The 16,288-nt window shown below is 58.5% G+C and carries 18 protein-coding genes; 10 read left to right on the top strand and 8 right to left on the bottom strand.

Translation table 11 applies throughout. The annotated features are described in order from the left end of the window. Positions 1–21: 21 nt before the first annotated feature. From SynMITS9220_RS11435 to sufR, 7 genes are all read right to left on the bottom strand, one after another. A complete protein-coding gene (locus SynMITS9220_RS11435) occupies positions 22–1,485 on the bottom strand; it encodes a phosphatidylserine/phosphatidylglycerophosphate/cardiolipin synthase family protein (RefSeq protein WP_186989349.1) in 1,464 nt (487 codons plus the stop codon). 16 nt (positions 1,486–1,501) lie between these two features. Then, positions 1,502–1,684 carry a hypothetical protein gene (locus tag SynMITS9220_RS11430; protein ID WP_170951853.1) on the bottom strand — a complete coding sequence of 61 codons (183 nt, stop codon included), beginning with the start codon at positions 1,682–1,684 and terminating at the stop codon, positions 1,502–1,504. A gap of 10 nt (positions 1,685–1,694) precedes the next feature. Further along, positions 1,695–2,768, bottom strand: a complete 1,074-nt coding sequence (locus tag SynMITS9220_RS11425; RefSeq protein ID WP_186989348.1) for a DUF4912 domain-containing protein — start codon at positions 2,766–2,768, stop codon at positions 1,695–1,697. A 194-nt stretch (positions 2,769–2,962) separates the two neighbouring features. Next, positions 2,963–3,721: a phycobilisome rod-core linker polypeptide gene (locus SynMITS9220_RS11420; protein ID WP_067096647.1), complete on the bottom strand. Its 759-nt coding sequence runs from the start codon at positions 3,719–3,721 to the stop codon at positions 2,963–2,965. 93 nt (positions 3,722–3,814) lie between these two features. Continuing rightward, the gene (locus tag SynMITS9220_RS11415) at positions 3,815–4,405 is read right to left on the bottom strand and encodes a phycobiliprotein lyase (RefSeq protein ID WP_186992177.1); all 591 of its coding nucleotides are present in this window, start codon (positions 4,403–4,405) and stop codon (positions 3,815–3,817) included. A gap of 78 nt (positions 4,406–4,483) precedes the next feature. After that, positions 4,484–4,867, bottom strand: coding sequence for a hypothetical protein (locus tag SynMITS9220_RS11410; RefSeq protein ID WP_255483076.1), 384 nt, complete (start codon positions 4,865–4,867; stop codon positions 4,484–4,486). Next, positions 4,864–5,538, bottom strand: a complete 675-nt coding sequence (gene sufR, locus SynMITS9220_RS11405) for an iron-sulfur cluster biosynthesis transcriptional regulator SufR (RefSeq protein WP_186989347.1) — start codon at positions 5,536–5,538, stop codon at positions 4,864–4,866. Before sufR ends, SynMITS9220_RS11410 begins: the two co-directional genes overlap by 4 nt. A 470-nt stretch (positions 5,539–6,008) precedes the next feature. Here sufR and SynMITS9220_RS11400 point away from each other — a divergent pair, with 470 nt between their 5' ends. The 7 genes from SynMITS9220_RS11400 to SynMITS9220_RS11370 all read left to right on the top strand — a co-directional run bounded on the left by SynMITS9220_RS11400 (position 6,009) and on the right by SynMITS9220_RS11370 (position 12,827). Further along, positions 6,009–6,194 (top strand): hypothetical protein, encoded by a 186-nt coding sequence (locus SynMITS9220_RS11400; protein ID WP_186989345.1) that lies wholly within the window; start codon positions 6,009–6,011, stop codon positions 6,192–6,194. After that, positions 6,191–7,630, top strand: coding sequence for a Fe-S cluster assembly protein SufB (gene sufB, locus SynMITS9220_RS11395; protein ID WP_186989343.1), 1,440 nt, complete (start codon positions 6,191–6,193; stop codon positions 7,628–7,630). The genes SynMITS9220_RS11400 and sufB overlap by 4 nt, the downstream gene beginning before the upstream one ends. A 54-nt stretch (positions 7,631–7,684) precedes the next feature. After that, positions 7,685–8,473 (top strand): Fe-S cluster assembly ATPase SufC, encoded by a 789-nt coding sequence (sufC, locus tag SynMITS9220_RS11390; RefSeq protein WP_186989341.1) that lies wholly within the window; start codon positions 7,685–7,687, stop codon positions 8,471–8,473. A 2-nt stretch (positions 8,474–8,475) separates the two neighbouring features. Further along, positions 8,476–9,672, top strand: a complete 1,197-nt coding sequence (locus SynMITS9220_RS11385) for a SufD family Fe-S cluster assembly protein (protein WP_186989339.1) — start codon at positions 8,476–8,478, stop codon at positions 9,670–9,672. Continuing rightward, positions 9,669–10,937: a SufS family cysteine desulfurase gene (locus tag SynMITS9220_RS11380; RefSeq protein ID WP_186989337.1), complete on the top strand. Its 1,269-nt coding sequence runs from the start codon at positions 9,669–9,671 to the stop codon at positions 10,935–10,937. The genes SynMITS9220_RS11385 and SynMITS9220_RS11380 overlap by 4 nt, the downstream gene beginning before the upstream one ends. Before the next feature lie 110 nt (positions 10,938–11,047). Beyond that, positions 11,048–12,160, top strand: a complete 1,113-nt coding sequence (gene mtnA, locus SynMITS9220_RS11375; protein ID WP_186989335.1) for an S-methyl-5-thioribose-1-phosphate isomerase — start codon at positions 11,048–11,050, stop codon at positions 12,158–12,160. Beyond that, positions 12,147–12,827 (top strand): class II aldolase/adducin family protein, encoded by a 681-nt coding sequence (locus SynMITS9220_RS11370; protein ID WP_186989333.1) that lies wholly within the window; start codon positions 12,147–12,149, stop codon positions 12,825–12,827. The genes mtnA and SynMITS9220_RS11370 overlap by 14 nt, the downstream gene beginning before the upstream one ends. Here the strand turns inward: SynMITS9220_RS11370 and SynMITS9220_RS11365 are convergent. Then, positions 12,812–14,725, bottom strand: a complete 1,914-nt coding sequence (locus SynMITS9220_RS11365; RefSeq protein WP_186989331.1) for a prolyl oligopeptidase family serine peptidase — start codon at positions 14,723–14,725, stop codon at positions 12,812–12,814. The genes SynMITS9220_RS11370 and SynMITS9220_RS11365 overlap by 16 nt on opposite strands. A gap of 65 nt (positions 14,726–14,790) precedes the next feature. Between SynMITS9220_RS11365 and def the strand changes: the two genes are divergently transcribed. From def to SynMITS9220_RS11350, 3 genes are read left to right on the top strand one after another with little or no spacing between them, the layout of a single operon-like run. Next, the gene (def, locus tag SynMITS9220_RS11360) at positions 14,791–15,396 is read left to right on the top strand and encodes a peptide deformylase (protein WP_186989329.1); all 606 of its coding nucleotides are present in this window, start codon (positions 14,791–14,793) and stop codon (positions 15,394–15,396) included. Between the two features lie 4 nt (positions 15,397–15,400). Continuing rightward, positions 15,401–15,598 carry a hypothetical protein gene (locus SynMITS9220_RS11355; protein WP_066910887.1) on the top strand — a complete coding sequence of 66 codons (198 nt, stop codon included), beginning with the start codon at positions 15,401–15,403 and terminating at the stop codon, positions 15,596–15,598. 57 nt (positions 15,599–15,655) lie between these two features. Next, the gene (locus SynMITS9220_RS11350; RefSeq protein ID WP_115126628.1) at positions 15,656–16,264 is read left to right on the top strand and encodes a DUF3747 domain-containing protein; all 609 of its coding nucleotides are present in this window, start codon (positions 15,656–15,658) and stop codon (positions 16,262–16,264) included. The last annotated feature ends 24 nt before the right edge of the window (positions 16,265–16,288 follow it).

The following is a 16,288-nucleotide window of genomic DNA, read 5'->3' as shown; positions in this document are numbered from 1 at the left end:
GATTTCAAGGTTAAATCGTTTTCAATGCCTTTGAACTCCACTCCCGCACCTGACTCGCTGCCGATCCAGCTTCCGTTGTATTCGCGGCGTGATCCCTAGCTCAGCACTGCGCCACATCCGATTCATCTCACGAGTGAAGTTAGCAGCAAGCTTGGGTGAGTGGATGACCAGCAGGGTTTCATCATTGGTGTGAGCGGCAGCCGGTGACCAGTTGAAGCTGCCTGTGATCACAGTTTTGTTGTCGATCACCGCGAACTTGTGGTGCAACTTGTCACCCCTTGCCAGTCTCGGCGTGCCGACAGTTTGCAGTGGCGTTTTGAGAGGCCGATTGTCTGCCTCAAGTTTGCAAAAACGGTCGGGGAGTTCCACTCCCAGCAGATCAAGCACCTCTGAAAAAGAGCGGCTTGCGAAGCTTGGATCCGCTAGGAGTCGAATATCGATGCCAGCATTCATTTGCTCTGCCAAAACATTGGTCAGGCTTTGGTCTGAAAACACAAACAGCGCCATGTCGATACTCCGCTTCGCTGCAGCCAGCTGCTCACGGATCAGGATCAGTCCATGTTCTGGGCTTTTCTTTGAGTGAGGAGCAAACAGCACGTGCATTGTTATTCCATTCACTCGAACAGCCTTCAAGCCTCGGTTGTCTTTGCCACGTCCGAATTGACTGTTCTGTTCGCCTCCTGGACCATCGCCCCACATCTGTTCAAACTCTGCTCGGAATAACCCAGCTAGTTCGGAGCTTCGGATGCTCAGTAGGTGATTGATATTGCCGCGGCTGCGTGACGCTCCCGCATCACCATGCATGCCTGAGCTGGTGAAGTTGGCACTGCCTGTGATCACCAGAGATCGATCCACCACAACGAATTTGTGATGCATCAGGCCACTGCCTCGGCTGCCGTCTTCGCTGTCACCGATCATCGGTATGCCAGCGCGCTTTAGGAGTGCGATGGCATCGCCAGCCAATCGTTCCTCAGCAGTGAGCCTGCCGTCACGATTGCTGTCTGCCAGTTGTTGCAATCGCTGCTGCCTTCGCCTGCTGTGAGCTGATAAATCGCTTGGATGCTCTCCTGACCAAGGCTTGCTGTAGTTGTTTTCCAGCACCACCTGAACGCGGACCCCTCGATGCTTGGCTCGAATCAGCGCGTTGGCGATCTGCGGAAGTGTCAGTTCCTGAATGGCCATCAGCACTTCCTCATTGGCCGCATTGATCTGTCTGATCAATTGTTCCTCGAGGTTGTCGCCGTTACGCCAGTCGCCGTTCAGCGGATTGCGGTATCGCCCACTGTCTCGATGATTGAAGTGCAGCTGGAAGTTTTGCGGCAAGGGCAGATCAGGCATGCCTGCTCCCACCACTTGGCCTGCCTGGCTGCAGCCCAGCAACACTGGTGTCAGCAGGGGCAATAAGCCAAGTCGATGAACATGTTTCAGCAGCCTGTTCAGCACCTGCTGGGTTTCGGCTGCTGGCAGTGTTCCACCACCCACCATCTTGCTGACGAATCCGTCAGTGAGGCATTTCAGACGTTTTCAGCATCCCCACAAACCAGAGGCTGCTGAGCACGAGTGCCAGGCCAACACCAGCACCGATCCCGACTTTTGCCATCGTGAGAGGCACAAGAACCGGGAATGCGACGGCCCCTGCAACGGGGGTAATGGCCACAATCCAGCGCAGGGCTTTTCGGTTCACTCCCACAGGATCAGAACCACTCAGTTTTGGCTTCGCTGGCAGGGTTGCTGTTGTCTTCAGGGGTGACGCGCTCGAAGTTGAGCGTGATGTTGCGCTTCTGCTCACCATCCGCAGCGATCGCTTCAACGGCGTAGGTCTGCTCGCCGTCACGGAAGGGAACCTGGATGCGGAAGGTTCCATCGCTGGAGAGAGGCACTTCCTCTCCTCCGATGGTCAGGCGGGCGGAAGGATCAGTGGCGCCGTAAACAATCAGCTCCGCATCAGCCACCAGCCAGAAGGTGCGCTGGCGAGGGGCCACTCCTCCGAGACCCGACTCATTGAGGCCGCTTGCCCATAAGCCAGCCCCGGAATCACTGAGACCACGCTGATCCCCGGAGAGTGAGTCCTGTTCGTGCAGAACTTCTGAACCGACTCGGCGGCTGCGGAAGTGGGTGGTTGCACTCTGATAGAGACGCTCGTGCAAGCCGCTGTCGGTGGGCTCGAAGCTGGGTGTGCTGACTGGTGCCGGTGATGGAGCAGCGGTTTCGAGGCTGAAAGGTACGAACTGATCGAGGATCTGGTCGCTGGGGTGGAGGGCCGGAACCCTGGCTACAGACGAGAAGGCCAGAGAGATCCATTGGCTGCCCGCGCGGAAGCCGAGTTCAACGCGATAGTCGCGGTCGCAGAGAGGAACGGGCAGGTACCACTCGGTGCTGTGACTATCGACAGGCACTTCCTGGAGGGTGTGGGGGTGCGCCGAGCCGTCCTGCAGGCCTGTGACATCAGCCAGACGAAGATTCAGGTGTGCGGCGCCTTCGCTTTGAGCGCGGCGACGGTCGTCGTCTGAGATCTCCCAGAACACATAAGCCCACTGGGGGTCTCTGGGGAGGAAGACAACGCGGGTCTCGGACGAGGGGCGCGAGGGTGGATTGAGTTCCGCTTCGATGGCCTTGAGATCACCGCCACGACGTTCCTGCTTTTCGGCAATCGCGGAGACCAGGTCTTCCTTGCTCTTGCGGCTGTAGAGAGTAACGCCGAGATCACTGGCCATCTGACGCAGCTGACGCAGGGTCATGCGGGCGAGGGATGTGATGGCTTGCGTCACGGTCGGGCTACCGGGTTTCTTTGGGATCAGTTTGCTGGAAAGTCCCGGTTTTCAGGGAGCTTGATCGCTCGTGGTCAGCATCTTCTGACTGCATGAGCTGCCTATCCCGCATCCATTTCAGGTCTCACGCTGCAGACAAAAAAGCGGAGCCCCACAGGGGACTCCGCTCAAACATCTTCGCCTGGGGACGCGATTCAGCGGCCGATGCTGCGGTAAGGAACTTTCGAGAGATAATCCATTTCGAGGTTGCCTTCGGGAGAGGCTGAGCCTGCGACGGCCATGCCTCGAACCCAAGGCAGATAATCTTCGCTGAAACCACCACGGGAGCGGTTGGCGCGTGCCGGAAGGCTCTTGGCTTTGCCGGTGTAGATGATCTTGGGGAAACCGAGAATTCCCCGGTAGTACTCGTCGTAGCGAGGGGTGGTGATATTGAAGGGTGTCTCACCCAACTCCCTTCCGGGAAGTACGCGATTGCGTTGGAAGGGAACGTTGTCGTAGCCGAAGGCGTCGAGATATTCCTCACTGTCGAGAAGAGCATCCACGATGCCTTCGACGCCCTTGGTCGCAATCACAATCGACCAGGAGATCTCCTCGGAGCGACCGTGGGTCTTGCGTCCCAGAATTTTCTGGACAAGGTGACGAACCACTTTGTAGTTCGAGTTGAAGCCGTAAAACGTTCTTTTAAAAGTGTCCGAGAGACACAACCCGCGGATGAAGTCGCGAACGGTGATCTGCCCATCACGCAGCTGTGATTCCAGGAAGCTGTCGCGGTCGCTCTTGAACGCGTGAAAGAAGATCTGGCGGTAAGCCGACTCGATCACCGTCTCGATGTTGTCAGCGTCCATCGAGATGTCCATCTGAAGGGAACGCTGGGTTTCTTCAGAAGCAACGCTGAGAGCTGCGACGCGATTGTTTTGCGTGGTTGGTGCGTACTGAAGAAGAGGAATGGCCACTCGAGTCGGAACACACTGGCTGGATCGTATAAGTGGGAGTCATCACACTCCCTTGCGGCCTCCGGCCTACTCACAGTCCGTAACAGAGGACACTTACCAGCCGAAGGGTGATACGAGCGCTGTCATCCCTTGCGAGCCGGTGGTTGAGCTGTCGTTTTTGAGCCTGGTTTCCACGCAGAAAGACGCGTTGTTGGATAGTCCCTCAACGGTGCTGGAACGAATACGCACGTCCGGGCCGGAGAAACTAAAGCGTTCCCAGACGGTCATCATTTCGTAGCTCGTGCAGAGAATCAGCCCATCCCGGTCGTCCATCTCAAAGGTCGACGTCGCTGGCGCTTTTTCTGCGTAGCCCTGATCCCGGAGCATGGTGCCGGAGCGAGCGGTCTCACTGTCTCCGATCAACGCGAAGCAGGTTTCACCGTCGTGAGCATCGCCATCGCGGTCCCAGGCCATCGAGGCGCTCCAGCGCACGTAGCTGCCGCCAATGATCAGTCCAGGGTCCTGCTGGTGCTGGCGTGCCATGGCCAGCAAACGTTCATCATTCAGTTCCAGGTCTTCGACCACGATGAGCGAGCCGCCTGCTTCGCTGCGGCGGTGCAAAAGGTGATGCACGCTCCGTTGAGAACGCCAGCTTCCGCAGCTCAGTCGAAAGAATGTCGGCGCGTCGGGGATGTCCAGGGTCATCGGCTGCGGACGGTCTCTCTTGGATGATCGCAGGAGAGCGATCGGTTCGCGATGTTCGGAGTGCATCCAGCAATCGGTTCACTCCAAGCTCGACAAGCGCTGACGGCTGTTTGCTTCGGCGTGTTGGATCAAATCGTTGAGCTGGAGCTCGAGTGGAGTGAGCTGCAGCTGCCTGGCGAGCTCTTCAAGCTGGCTCGCAATCACTGTGAACTGCATCATCAGCTGTTCCCGGAAGTCCGCATCGTTGGCCAGCTGAGGCTGGCAATCACACCAGTCCTGCCAGTGATCCCGCGTTGGCAAAGGCCCTTGCTGCAGCGGCATGGCGATCTGCTTAAACGTCGCCAGACAGTGGGCCTGCAGCCGCAGAAGGTGGCGGTCGACGGCGGGCAGAAGCGTGGCGTCGATGCGTTCGATCTGCTGCCGGTCCAATGGGCCTGAAACCGGCGCTGGATCCACGCTCACAGTTGGGATCCGGGTGTGGATTCGTTGGACGTCGTGCCTGATGGGCTGATCTGAAAACCGCAGGAATGTCCTGATTCCAGCCTCCAGTGCACTCTTTCCACCCGACAGTCAGGGAATGTCATCCGAATCAGTTGAAGTTCCTGGTCGCAGACAGCCGGAAATTCTTCAGCGATTCTCTGGACGGAGCAATGAAATTCATTGATGCACCAGCCGTGCCCGTTCTCTGCTTGCACCATTTCGCTGACATACCCTTCATTGCTGCGCAGGCTGACCAATCTGCGAATGCGTTGTTCAAGCGGTCCTTCGCCGACTTGGTGCCTGTACTGATGGGCTTTCTCGTGGGCCTGTCGTTCGAGCAGGGTTGCCAAGGTCTCAGGCGGCAGGCTTGTCGCCATCGACTCGAGCAGATTCAGCGCAAAGGTGTCGCTGCCATCTGGAAAGTGTTGATGGCCTTGCTGCGTGAGTCTCCATTGGTTGGAAGGCCGACCCGGTCCAGCCGTGATCGAGCTCGCTTCGACCAGCCCTTCTTCTTCCAGTGTGCGCAGATGACGGCGCATCGCCTGAACAGAGATCCCCAGTTCGTTGGCCAGAGCACCAGCACTGATCTCACCCTGCCGCAGGAGCAAGGTGAGCGTTGCTTCACGAGTGGGAGCCTGAGCTGACGCGCCCATGAGATCGGGGTGATGGTTTCACCATGCCACGGGAACGCGCCAATTGCCTTGGGTCATGCCGCGGCAGGCGTGGAGAATGATCTCAGAACAAGGCTTGGTCGCTGCAACGTCCGCCGAACTGCTTGCTCTTGATTCTTCGCACTGGATCAGGGCGGTAACCGCCTCTGTTGGTGACAACGGCATGCATCCATTGATGTCAGTCCAGGCTTCCATTGGGTGATCGCCTGGATCAACTGTTCCTAAAAGCGGCTCTGGATGCCGAGGCGATCACGACCTGACCCAGGGGGAGGTGGTGCCTGTCTGGGCATCGTTTTCTGGTGGCGCCGCGCCGGCAGGGTTTTCCGGTTAGAACCGACGTCCGTCACAATGGTCACATGGTCGGGTGATGGATCCGTGCTCTAGGCTCCAAATACGAAACCATTTTGTTTCGTATCTCCCTGGCTCCGACACTCTTGCCAACGTTCGCCGCCATGACTGAAGCCCTCGCCGGCAATCAAGAGCCAACCACGGAGATATTGGACGTCATTCGCAATATCGCTGAGACCGGCGCGAAACGCACCAATACTTCCTCCTTTGGTGATCGTGATGTTCTGGCCACAGTTCTGAAGGAGCTGGCCCGTCACAAAAACGACCTGGCGGGAGCTCTTTGTTCATGACGTCCACTTCCACGCGAGATCTCGTTAGCCAGCCGTACAAGTACGGATTTGTTACTGATATCGAGACTGAAAAGATCTCCAAGGGCCTCAGCGAGGAGATCGTGCGACTCATCTCCAGCAAGAAAGAAGAGCCTGAGTTTCTTCTTCGCTTCCGTCTCAAGGCTTTCCGGCATTGGCTCACACTCGAAGAGCCTGACTGGGCTGAGCTGGGTTACGACCCGATTGATTATCAAGACATCGTTTATTACGCAGCTCCCAAGCAGCAGGTTAAAAAGAGCTCACTCGAAGAAGTTGACCCCAAGCTGCTTGAGACCTTCGACAAACTCGGGATTCCTCTGAGTGAACAGAAACGCCTGAGCAACGTTGCTGTTGACGCCGTTTTTGACAGTGTTTCCATTGCCACCACTTACAAGGAAAAGCTTGCTGAGCATGGAGTTGTGTTCTGTTCCTTTAGTGAAGCTGTTAAAGATCATCCAGAATTGATTGAGCGATATCTCGGCTCTGTTGTGCCAAGTAACGATAATTATTTTGCAGCTCTCAACTCCGCTGTTTTTAGTGATGGCTCCTTTGTATTCATTCCCAAAGGTGTCGAATGTCCGATGGAGCTTTCCACCTATTTCCGGATCAATTCAGGAGATACTGGACAGTTCGAGCGCACCCTGATCGTGGCGGAGGAAGGTGCTTCCGTGAGTTACCTCGAGGGTTGCACTGCCCCGATGTTCGATACCAATCAGCTCCATGCGGCGGTGGTTGAACTGGTGACACTTGATGATGCATCGATCAAATATTCCACCGTTCAGAACTGGTACGCCGGTGACGAGAACGGCGTTGGCGGTATCTACAACTTTGTGACCAAACGCGGTCAGTGTCGTGGCGCACGCAGTCGCATCAGCTGGACTCAGGTGGAGACCGGTTCAGCGATTACTTGGAAGTATCCCAGTTGTTTGCTGCAGGGGGCAGATTCTGTTGGTGAATTTTATTCAGTAGCGCTCACCAATAACAAACAGCAGGCTGATACCGGCACAAAAATGGTGCATATCGGTGCACGGACCCGTTCCACCATCGTCAGCAAAGGGATCAGTGCCGGCAATTCCAGTAATAGTTACCGCGGACTGGTGCAGATCGGACCTGCGGCAAAAGGTGCGCGCAATTACAGCCAGTGCGATTCGATGTTGATCGGAGATCAAGCTGCAGCCAACACCTACCCCTATATCCGCTCTCAGCAGCCTGAATCTGCGGTGGAGCATGAGGCCAGCACCTGCCGAATCTCAGAAGATCAGCTCTTCTATTTGCAGAGCCGCGGCATCGGGTTCGAGGAGGCCGTCTCGATGATGGTCAGTGGTTTCTGCCGTGATGTGTTCAACCAGCTGCCGATGGAGTTTGCCGCCGAAGCCGACAAACTTCTGGCCCTGAAGCTTGAAGGGTCTGTGGGTTGAACCCTCCTTTCAGGCTCAATTTCTGACGATCATCTTCCCTGTTCTGTTTTAACTGTGATTCGCCCCGACGCTGAGCTTCTTCTCGACATCAATGATCTGCATGCATCTGTAGAGGATCAACCCATCCTCAAAGGCGTGAATCTGCAGATCAGAGCCGGTGAAATTCACGCGATCATGGGCCGAAACGGCAGCGGTAAAAGCACCCTCTCCAAAGTTCTGGCCGGCCATCCCGCTTATCAGGTCACCGGCGGCAGTGTTCGTTACCGCGGAGAAGACCTGTTCGCACTGGAGGCAGAAGAACGTGCTCGGCTTGGTGTGTTCCTGAGCTTTCAATACCCAGTTGAGATCCCCGGCGTCAGCAATCTGGAATTTCTGCGCGTGTCCACCAACGCCAGGCGCGAAAAGCGGGGTCAGGAAGAACTCGACACCTTCGACTTTGAAGACCACGTGCGCGAGAAGCTCAAGGTGGTGCAGATGGATCCTGCATTCCTCGAGCGCAGCGTCAACCAGGGCTTCTCCGGTGGTGAGAAGAAGCGCAATGAAATCCTGCAGATGGCACTGCTGGAACCGGTGGTAGCGATCCTGGATGAAACCGATTCCGGTCTGGATATCGACGCTCTGCGCATCGTGGCTGGTGGTGTGAATCAGCTCTCCAGTGAGCAGAACGCCACGATCCTGATCACGCATTACCAGCGATTGCTCGATGAAATCACCCCCGATTACGTGCATGTGATGGCCGCTGGCCGCATCCTGCGCACCGGCGGCCGTGATCTGGCTATCGAGCTGGAGAAAACTGGTTACGACTGGGTTGATAAGCAGCTCGCCGCCGAGGGAGTGGCCTGATCATGGTGAGCAGTGTGCTGGCACCGGTGCAGCAGCGAGGACGGGAAGCCCTCCAACGGCTGGGACTGCCCACTCGTAAACAGGAAGCCTGGCGACTCACCGATCTCAAACGTCTTGAGGTCTTAGCCACACTTCCCGAGGTCAGCGAGACCTCCAACCCCTTGATGCCTGAGGTGTCAGACGGTGTGACGCGGCTTGTGCTCGGAGGACAGATGGATCCTCTGGACGGTGTTTCGCTTCCGGAGGGCGTGACCCCGCTCACTGATGCTGAGCTGAATCGTCACCTCGGTCAGACCCTGGATCACTGCGGCTGTGCCGAGGCCTGGCCCGTTGAGCTCAATCATGCTCACAGCCAGCACGTTCTCGCTCTGCGGGTTTGCGGCAAGGTCTCCGCTCTGGAACTTGTGCTTGCCACCGGGGCTGGTCTGACTGCCACCCGGGTGTTGTTGCTGCTGGAGTCGAATGCGGAGCTGGAGCTTCTGGAGGTCTTCCCATCAGGATCCTCATCATCTGATGGGCAATGCGCTCATAGCCATGTGCTGGAGGTGCATCTGGGGCAAGACGCGCGGTTGAATCACGGTGTTCTTGCTAGTGGCAACGGTGACGCGTCGCTGATGGCGCACCTTGCTATCGAACAGGAGCCTCGCAGCCACTATGCGTTGACCAGCGTTTGTCGAGGCTGGAGATTCGGGCGCCTCGAACCGCGTGTGCTGCAACTAGAGGGGCAGGCCACCACAGGCATCCATGGCCTCTCGTTGACAACAGCTGACGAACAATTCGCGACGCACAGCAGCATGCGTTTCGGTGGTCCTGAGGGTGAGCTTGATCAGTTGCAGAAAGCTGTTGCGGCTGATCGTTCCCACAGCATTTTCAACGGTGCTATTCAGGTGCCCAGAGCGGCACAGCGGACGGATGCAGCCCAACTCAGTCGCAGTCTGCTGCTGTCGCGGCGTGCGCGTGTTGACGCCAAGCCTGAGCTTGAAATCATTGCCGACGATGTGAAGTGCGCACATGGCGCCACGATCAGCCAGCTGCAGCAGGAGGAACTTTTCTACCTTCGGAGTCGAGGAGTTGACGGCGACGAAGCAGCTGCACTGCTACTCAGAGGTTTCTGTTGCGAAGTGGTCGATCGCCTGCCAGGAGCTGCCAAGGCCTGGATGGCTTCCGGAGCGATCGCTGACCCCTCTCGACCCCTATGACCACACTGTCTCGTGATACCGGCGTCTCTCTAGCGGAACGGACTCGTTCTGATTTCCCGATTCTTGATCAGCGATCGTCTCAGGGCGACCCTCTGATCTATCTCGATCACGCCGCCACGAGCCAGAAACCCCGGGTGGTTCTCGAAGCGCTGCAGGCCTACTACGCCTGTGATAACGCCAATGTGCATCGAGGTGCACACCAGCTCAGTGCCAGGGCTACCGAGGATTTTGAGGCGGCACGCACCACCACCGCCGCCTTTGTCGGAGCAGCTGGTCCTCAGGAGATTGTGTTCACCCGCAATGCCACGGAGGCCATCAACCTCGTAGCCCGCAGCTGGGGTAACGCCAATCTGCGTGAAGGGGATGAGATTCTGCTCACATTGATGGAGCACCACAGCAACCTGGTGCCCTGGCAACTCCTGGCTCAGCGAACGGGCTGTGTCCTGCGCCATGCCGGGGTCACCGAAACAGGTGAACTGGATCTTGACGATTTCCGTTCCAAACTCAGCGATCGCACACGACTGGTCAGCCTTGTGCACATCAGCAACACCCTGGGTTGTTGTAACCCTCTGGAGCTGGTGATTCCGGCAGCACATGCAGCCGGTGCATTGGTGCTGGTGGATGCCTGTCAGAGCCTTGCTCATCAACGCACCTCGGTGTCGGCTTTGGGAGCTGATTTCCTGGTGGGTTCATCGCACAAGCTCTGTGGACCCACCGGGATGGGTTTCCTCTGGGCGAAAGAAGCCCTGCTGGAGTCGATGCCGCCTTTCCTTGGCGGTGGAGAAATGATTCAGGACGTGTATCTGGATCACAGCACCTGGGCCGATCTTCCGTACAAGTTCGAGGCCGGCACGCCCGCCATTGGTGAGGCCGTGGGGATGGGCGCTGCGCTCAACTATCTCGAGCAGATCGGTCTTGAGAACATCGCAGCTTGGGAAGCGCAACTCACGCTGCATCTGTTCAATCGTCTGCAGGCGATTGACGGTCTGCGCATTCTTGGCCCGACGCCTCAGCAACAGCCTGGTCGTGGTGCTCTCGCCACCTTTCTTGTGGATGGTGTTCATGCGAACGACATCGCCGCCATGCTCGATCTTGCTGGGATCTGCATTCGCAGCGGACATCACTGCTGTCAGCCACTGCACCGCCACTATCAAGTCACCGGTTCAGCCCGCGCCAGTCTCAGCTTCATCACGACGATGGCGGAGATCGATCGCTTCGCCGATGAGCTGCAGGGCGTGATCACATTTTTCCGTGACAATTCCTGAGCCATGAGCATGGCCTTGGCCATGAGTCGCTGCCATCACGGGTTGCGTGCTTCGTGGGGATGCTGTGAAGCGGACAGGCAGATTGGCCCAGGTCTATCGACGCGATCCGGATGAATATTGATGGCCAGGCCTGGCGCACCATCGGACTGGAACCGGACGGTCGCTCGGTCTGGGTGATTGATCAGACCCAGTTGCCCCATCGCTTCGGCACCCGCTCCCTCAGCAGCTGTGAGCAGGCGGCTGCGGCCATCAGCACCATGGTGGTTCGTGGCGCTCCGTTGATCGGGGTGACCGGTGCCTATGGCCTGATGCTGGCTTTGCAGAATGACGCCAGTGATGCAGCCCTGGCGGCGGCATTTGACCAACTCAATGCCACGCGCCCCACAGCTGTGAATCTGCGCTGGGCGCTGGAGCGTGTGCGTGATCGTGTGTTGGCGTTGCCTCCGGCGAAAAGGGCAGTTGCCGCTCGGGAGGAGGCCGGTTTGATCGCTGATGAGGATGTGGCCATGTGCTCCGCCATCGGTGACCACGGCCTCGAGATCATTCAGCGGCTCGCGGCGGCCAGGCCAGAAGTCCGCAAGAACAAGCCTTTTCAGGTGTTGACCCACTGCAATGCTGGCTGGCTTGCCACGGTTGACTGGGGTACGGCATTAGCCCCGATCTACAAGGCCCGACGCGCCGGTCTTGATCTTCATGTCTGGGTGGATGAGACCCGACCCCGCAACCAGGGTGCATCGCTCACGGCCTACGAGCTCGGCAGAGAAGGAGTTCCCCACACCGTGATCGTGGACAACGCTGGAGGTCACCTGATGCAGAACGGTGAAGTGGATGCGGTGATTGTGGGAACGGATCGCACCACCCGCCGTGGAGATGTCTGCAACAAGATCGGGACCTATCTGAAGGCCCTGGCGGCTTATGACAACGCGGTGCCGTTCTATGTGGCGCTCCCCGCATCAACCATCGACTGGAGCCTGGATGACGGGGTGGCGGAGATCCCGATCGAAGCCCGCTCCCCCCAGGAGGTCACGGCAATTCAGGGCCGTCTGCTCGATGGACCAGCGGCAGGCACTCTGGCTCAGGTGCAGCTCACACCCAATGGCAGTGATGGCTTCAACCCTGCCTTTGATGTGACGCCTGCCCGGCTTGTCACTGCGCTGATTACCGATCGGGGTGTGGCGGATGCCAGTGAGGAGGGGCTGAAGAGTCTGTATGGCTGTGGCTGATCGCTTCGATGATCAGGCGCTGCGTCAGCAGCTGGTGACTGTGGCGCGCCGCATGAATGGCACAGGCCTCAATCAGGGCACTTCCGGCAACCTCTCGGTTCGGATTGAGGAGGGGATTTTGGTCACTCCCAGTTCCCTTCCTTATGAACAGATGGAGGTTGGTGATCTGGTGGCACTGGATCTGTCTGGACAACCCCTGAAAGAGAAGCAGCGGCGACCGTCGTCGGAATGGCGTCTTCATGCGGATGTGCTCAGCTGCCGCCCCGAAGCCATGGCGGTGCTTCATTGCCACCCGATTCATGCCACGGCATTGGCCTGCCATGACCGCGGCATTCCTGCATTTCACTACATGGTTGCCGTAGCTGGTGGTGATGAGATTCGTTGTGCTCCCTACGCCACTTTCGGGACGAAGGAACTCTCCGACAACGTGGTGAATGCTCTGGCCCAACGCAATGCTTGTCTGCTGGCCAGGCACGGAATGGTGACGCTGGGGAAAGATCTGGAGTCCGCATTACGAGTGGCGGTTGAGGTGGAGACCCTGGCGCGGATGTATCTGCAGGCTCTGCAGTTGGGGGAGCCCCCGCTGCTGTCCACGCAGCAGATGCAAGCGGTGCATGCCCAGTTCCGCGGCCTTCACTACGGTCAGGCGGATCAGAGCCCGAGCTGACGACGGAAGAAACGCTCCGTTGCCTCCAGAACCTGCACCTTCACGGCACTGTCGCGGAAGCCATGACCTTCCTCTGCAAAGGTCTGCACCTCGACAGGAAGCCCATTGCTGCTTAGAGCGGCGGCCATGCGTTCCGTTTGTTCCGGCACCACCACCTTGTCCTGCAGACCCTGGAAAAAGATCACTGGGCAGCGAATGGATTGCGCATGCTGGAGCGGTGAGCGCTGCTCATAGCGGGCCCGCTCCTCAGGCCAGGCCCCCACAAGCGAGTCGAGATAGCGGGCCTCAAAGCGGTGTGTCTCCGAAGCCAGAGAGGTGAGGTCGCTGACGGCGTAGCGGCATGCTCCTGCCCGGAACACATCGGTGAAGCAGAGGCAGGCCAGGGTGGTGAATCCACCGGCGCTACCTCCTTCGATGGCGATCTTGTGCGGATGGGCCTGGCCTGCCTCCACTAGAGCCATTGCAGCGGAGGCGCAGTCCTGCACGTCCACGACCCCCCAGGCGCTGTTCAGTCTCTCCCGGTAAGCCCGCCCGAATCCGGTGGACCCTCCGTAATTGACATCCACGACTCCCCAGCCTCGGGTTGTCCAGAACTGGATGCCAAGGTTGAGGCCGCGGCCAGCCATGGCGGTTGGTCCGCTATGGCTTTTTACGAGTAAGGGCGTTTCGCTGCTGGCTCCACCCAGGGGCGGGTAGTACCAGGCATGAGTGCGTAGGTTGCCGGCGCCTTCAAACCACAACGGTTCGGCGCTGCTGATGGCTTCGATCGGTAGTGCGGCCTCGCCGGCTGGAGTGTGCTGCCAATCACCGGTGCTCAACTCCAGCTCCAGCAGACCCTGGCCGATCTGGGAGCTGCTGGCGATCACCACGGCCCGTCCTGCGTCGGCATGGAGATCGGCCAGATCATCGAAGGGCTGATCCAGATTGAGGACCGTGCCGTCGCTTCTCAGCTGCTTCAGCTCCCAGCGTCCTTCAGAGCAAATCGCTGCCAGTAGCTGCTCGCCATCCCAGGCACTGGTGCTCATGCCAAACACCCACTGGGGCATGGCGGTTTCCGCCTGCATGGGCCATGGACGCTCCCAGTGGCGCTTTCCGCTGGCGGGATCGGCAAGCCGCATCAGGTTCCACCAACCACTGCTGTCTTCGGCAACGATCAGGCTGCCGTCGGGTTGCCACAGGGGTTGAAACACGGAGATGGCCTGCTCAGCTTCCGGTCGGCTCCCGGCCAGCGTCTGCACCCGCATCAGCTGCCCCTCTGGCGAGAGGCAGGCGCAACGAAGCTCGCTCGCATCCCAGGGCATGGCGGGCTGTCGCCATTCCACCCAGGCCAGCTGGCTTCCATCCGCGCTGAGCGCTGGATAGCCGACGAAATCATCGGCTGTGTGAAGCACCTGGGGATGTTGATCGCTCTGACTCAGGGCAACGCTCACCAGCTGGTCACGGCCGTTGCACTCCATCACTCCCAACCAGCGCAGCCGTGTTTGATCAATCAGGCCTCCTCCCAGGGCCCATGCGCCAGGTGCGCTGATGCGAATCGGTTGTGCCTCCGCTTTGAGGGCTGAGCAATCCTCACTGCCCAATCCATGCCAGGTCTGCTGCCATAGACAGCCGTCGCCGTCGTCGATCCAGGTCAGTAGTAGTTCGTCTCCCATCAGGGCCACGGCCATGGCCCCACCGCCGTATTCATGAATTCGGCAGCGCAGGTTGGCGGGTGCTGCCGTCAGTTCCTTCGCTGTTGCATCGGTCTGGAGCCAGGGGCGGATCATGGCTGTGGTCCGTCCTTTTTCATGAGGTCTCTGCTCCAGCCAGAGCACCCAGTTGCCCACGATCCGTGGTGATTTCAAAACCGGTAGGCGTCCGAGGGCAGTCCTTGCGGACAGGGGCTGGGGACGGCTCATGACTGCAATCCGATGCTCAGAGGAGACTGCCTAAGATCAGCACAGATCGGACGGAGTTTGAGACCTTGGCCAGGAGCTTCGCCCAGTTGGCACGTTCTGCGGAGAAGACCAGCTCCTCGGTGGCAGTGCCCAAGAAGGTCTTAGACACGCCTCCGCTTCAGATCCACACCATGGGTGATGAGGCGCTGAGGGTTGATGCCCGTCGGATCGGCAAGGTTGATGAGTCGGTGAGGGATCTGGTTCGGGACATGCTGCGCAGCATGTACACCGCTCGGGGGATCGGCCTAGCTGCTCCTCAAGTTGGGATTCACCAGCAGTTGCTGGTGATCGATCTCGATCCGGAGAATTCCACGACTCCGCCACTGGTGTTGATCAATCCTGAGGTCGTGTCGGCCAGTGCAAGCCTCGACACCTACGAGGAGGGATGCCTCAGCATTCCCGGCGTGTATCTCAATGTGGTGAGACCCAGTGCAGTGCAGGTGGGCTTCCGCGATGAGATGGGTCGCCCGCGCACGATGAAGGCTGATGGCCTGATGGCTCGCTGCATTCAGCATGAAATGGATCACCTCACTGGTGTGTTGTTCGTCGATCGGGTGACCGACGCCAGTGAGCTCAGCAAAGAGCTGAAGGACCATGGCTTTCAGTCGTCTGACGTGCGTTCCATCCCCTGATTCCATGCCGATGAAACCCCTTGCAGGGCTGTTCCTGGCCCTGGCCTGTGTGCTCGGCATCGCTGCCACAGGAAGTGTGTTTGAACTCGCCTATGGCGATCCCGATCTGGGTGTCACGCTCACCCGATGGATCCTCGGGCTGACACTCCCGGCCACGGTTGGGTCACTTCTGGTTGCGATTCGACTCAACAAACCGGCCTGATCGAGGCAGCCGAAGAGCCTCGGCACTTTTACGATCCAGGCACATTCTTTTGCTTCGATGGCCCGTTTACGGATCGCCGCTGCCGCTCTCTCGGTATTCGGTGCCACTGTCGCCACAGGACTGATCTCCTCGGTGCGTGCTCAGGGCTCCCTGTTCACAACCGCTGAGGTCGATGAAACCAAATTTGTTTTGGTCTCGGCTCCGATCGGTTCCGGTGAACGATCCCAGCTGAATATCTACGAGCAACGCACGAGTGCTCGCCCCTGCTACTCGGTGAGTGGAGTGGCTCCAGGAGTGGTGGATCCGTTGCTGGCAACCTTTGATTTCACGGGTATCTGCAATCGCTATATCGACGGCAACGGTTATTCGCTGCGCATCGGCGCTGACGACCTGGGCACCAGCTATCGCCTAACGGTGATCAAGTCGGCGAATGACGTTCAGTTGATGGCTGTGCCAACGCGTAATCCATCGGAACCCACTTTTTTGGTGGCTCGGGCAGGCGGCTTCGGCAACAATTTCGTTCAACTGAAGCTCGAGCCCGGTTGGCGGCTGATGCGCCGTCAATACGGTAAGCGCACCCTCGGACATCTCTATGTGTATCGCGACGGCGTTCAGTCGGATTCAGAAAGTGCGGCTGAGACAGCTGTCCCTGAACAAACCGAATAGACCCCTTGAGGTCACTTGCTAGGT

The sequence above is a fragment of the Synechococcus sp. MIT S9220 genome (assembly GCF_014304815.1).
GTDB lineage: Bacteria > Cyanobacteriota > Cyanobacteriia > PCC-6307 > Cyanobiaceae > Synechococcus_C.
Note: the sequence above shows the minus strand (reverse complement) of the source record. Positions and strands in the feature narration are given on the sequence as shown.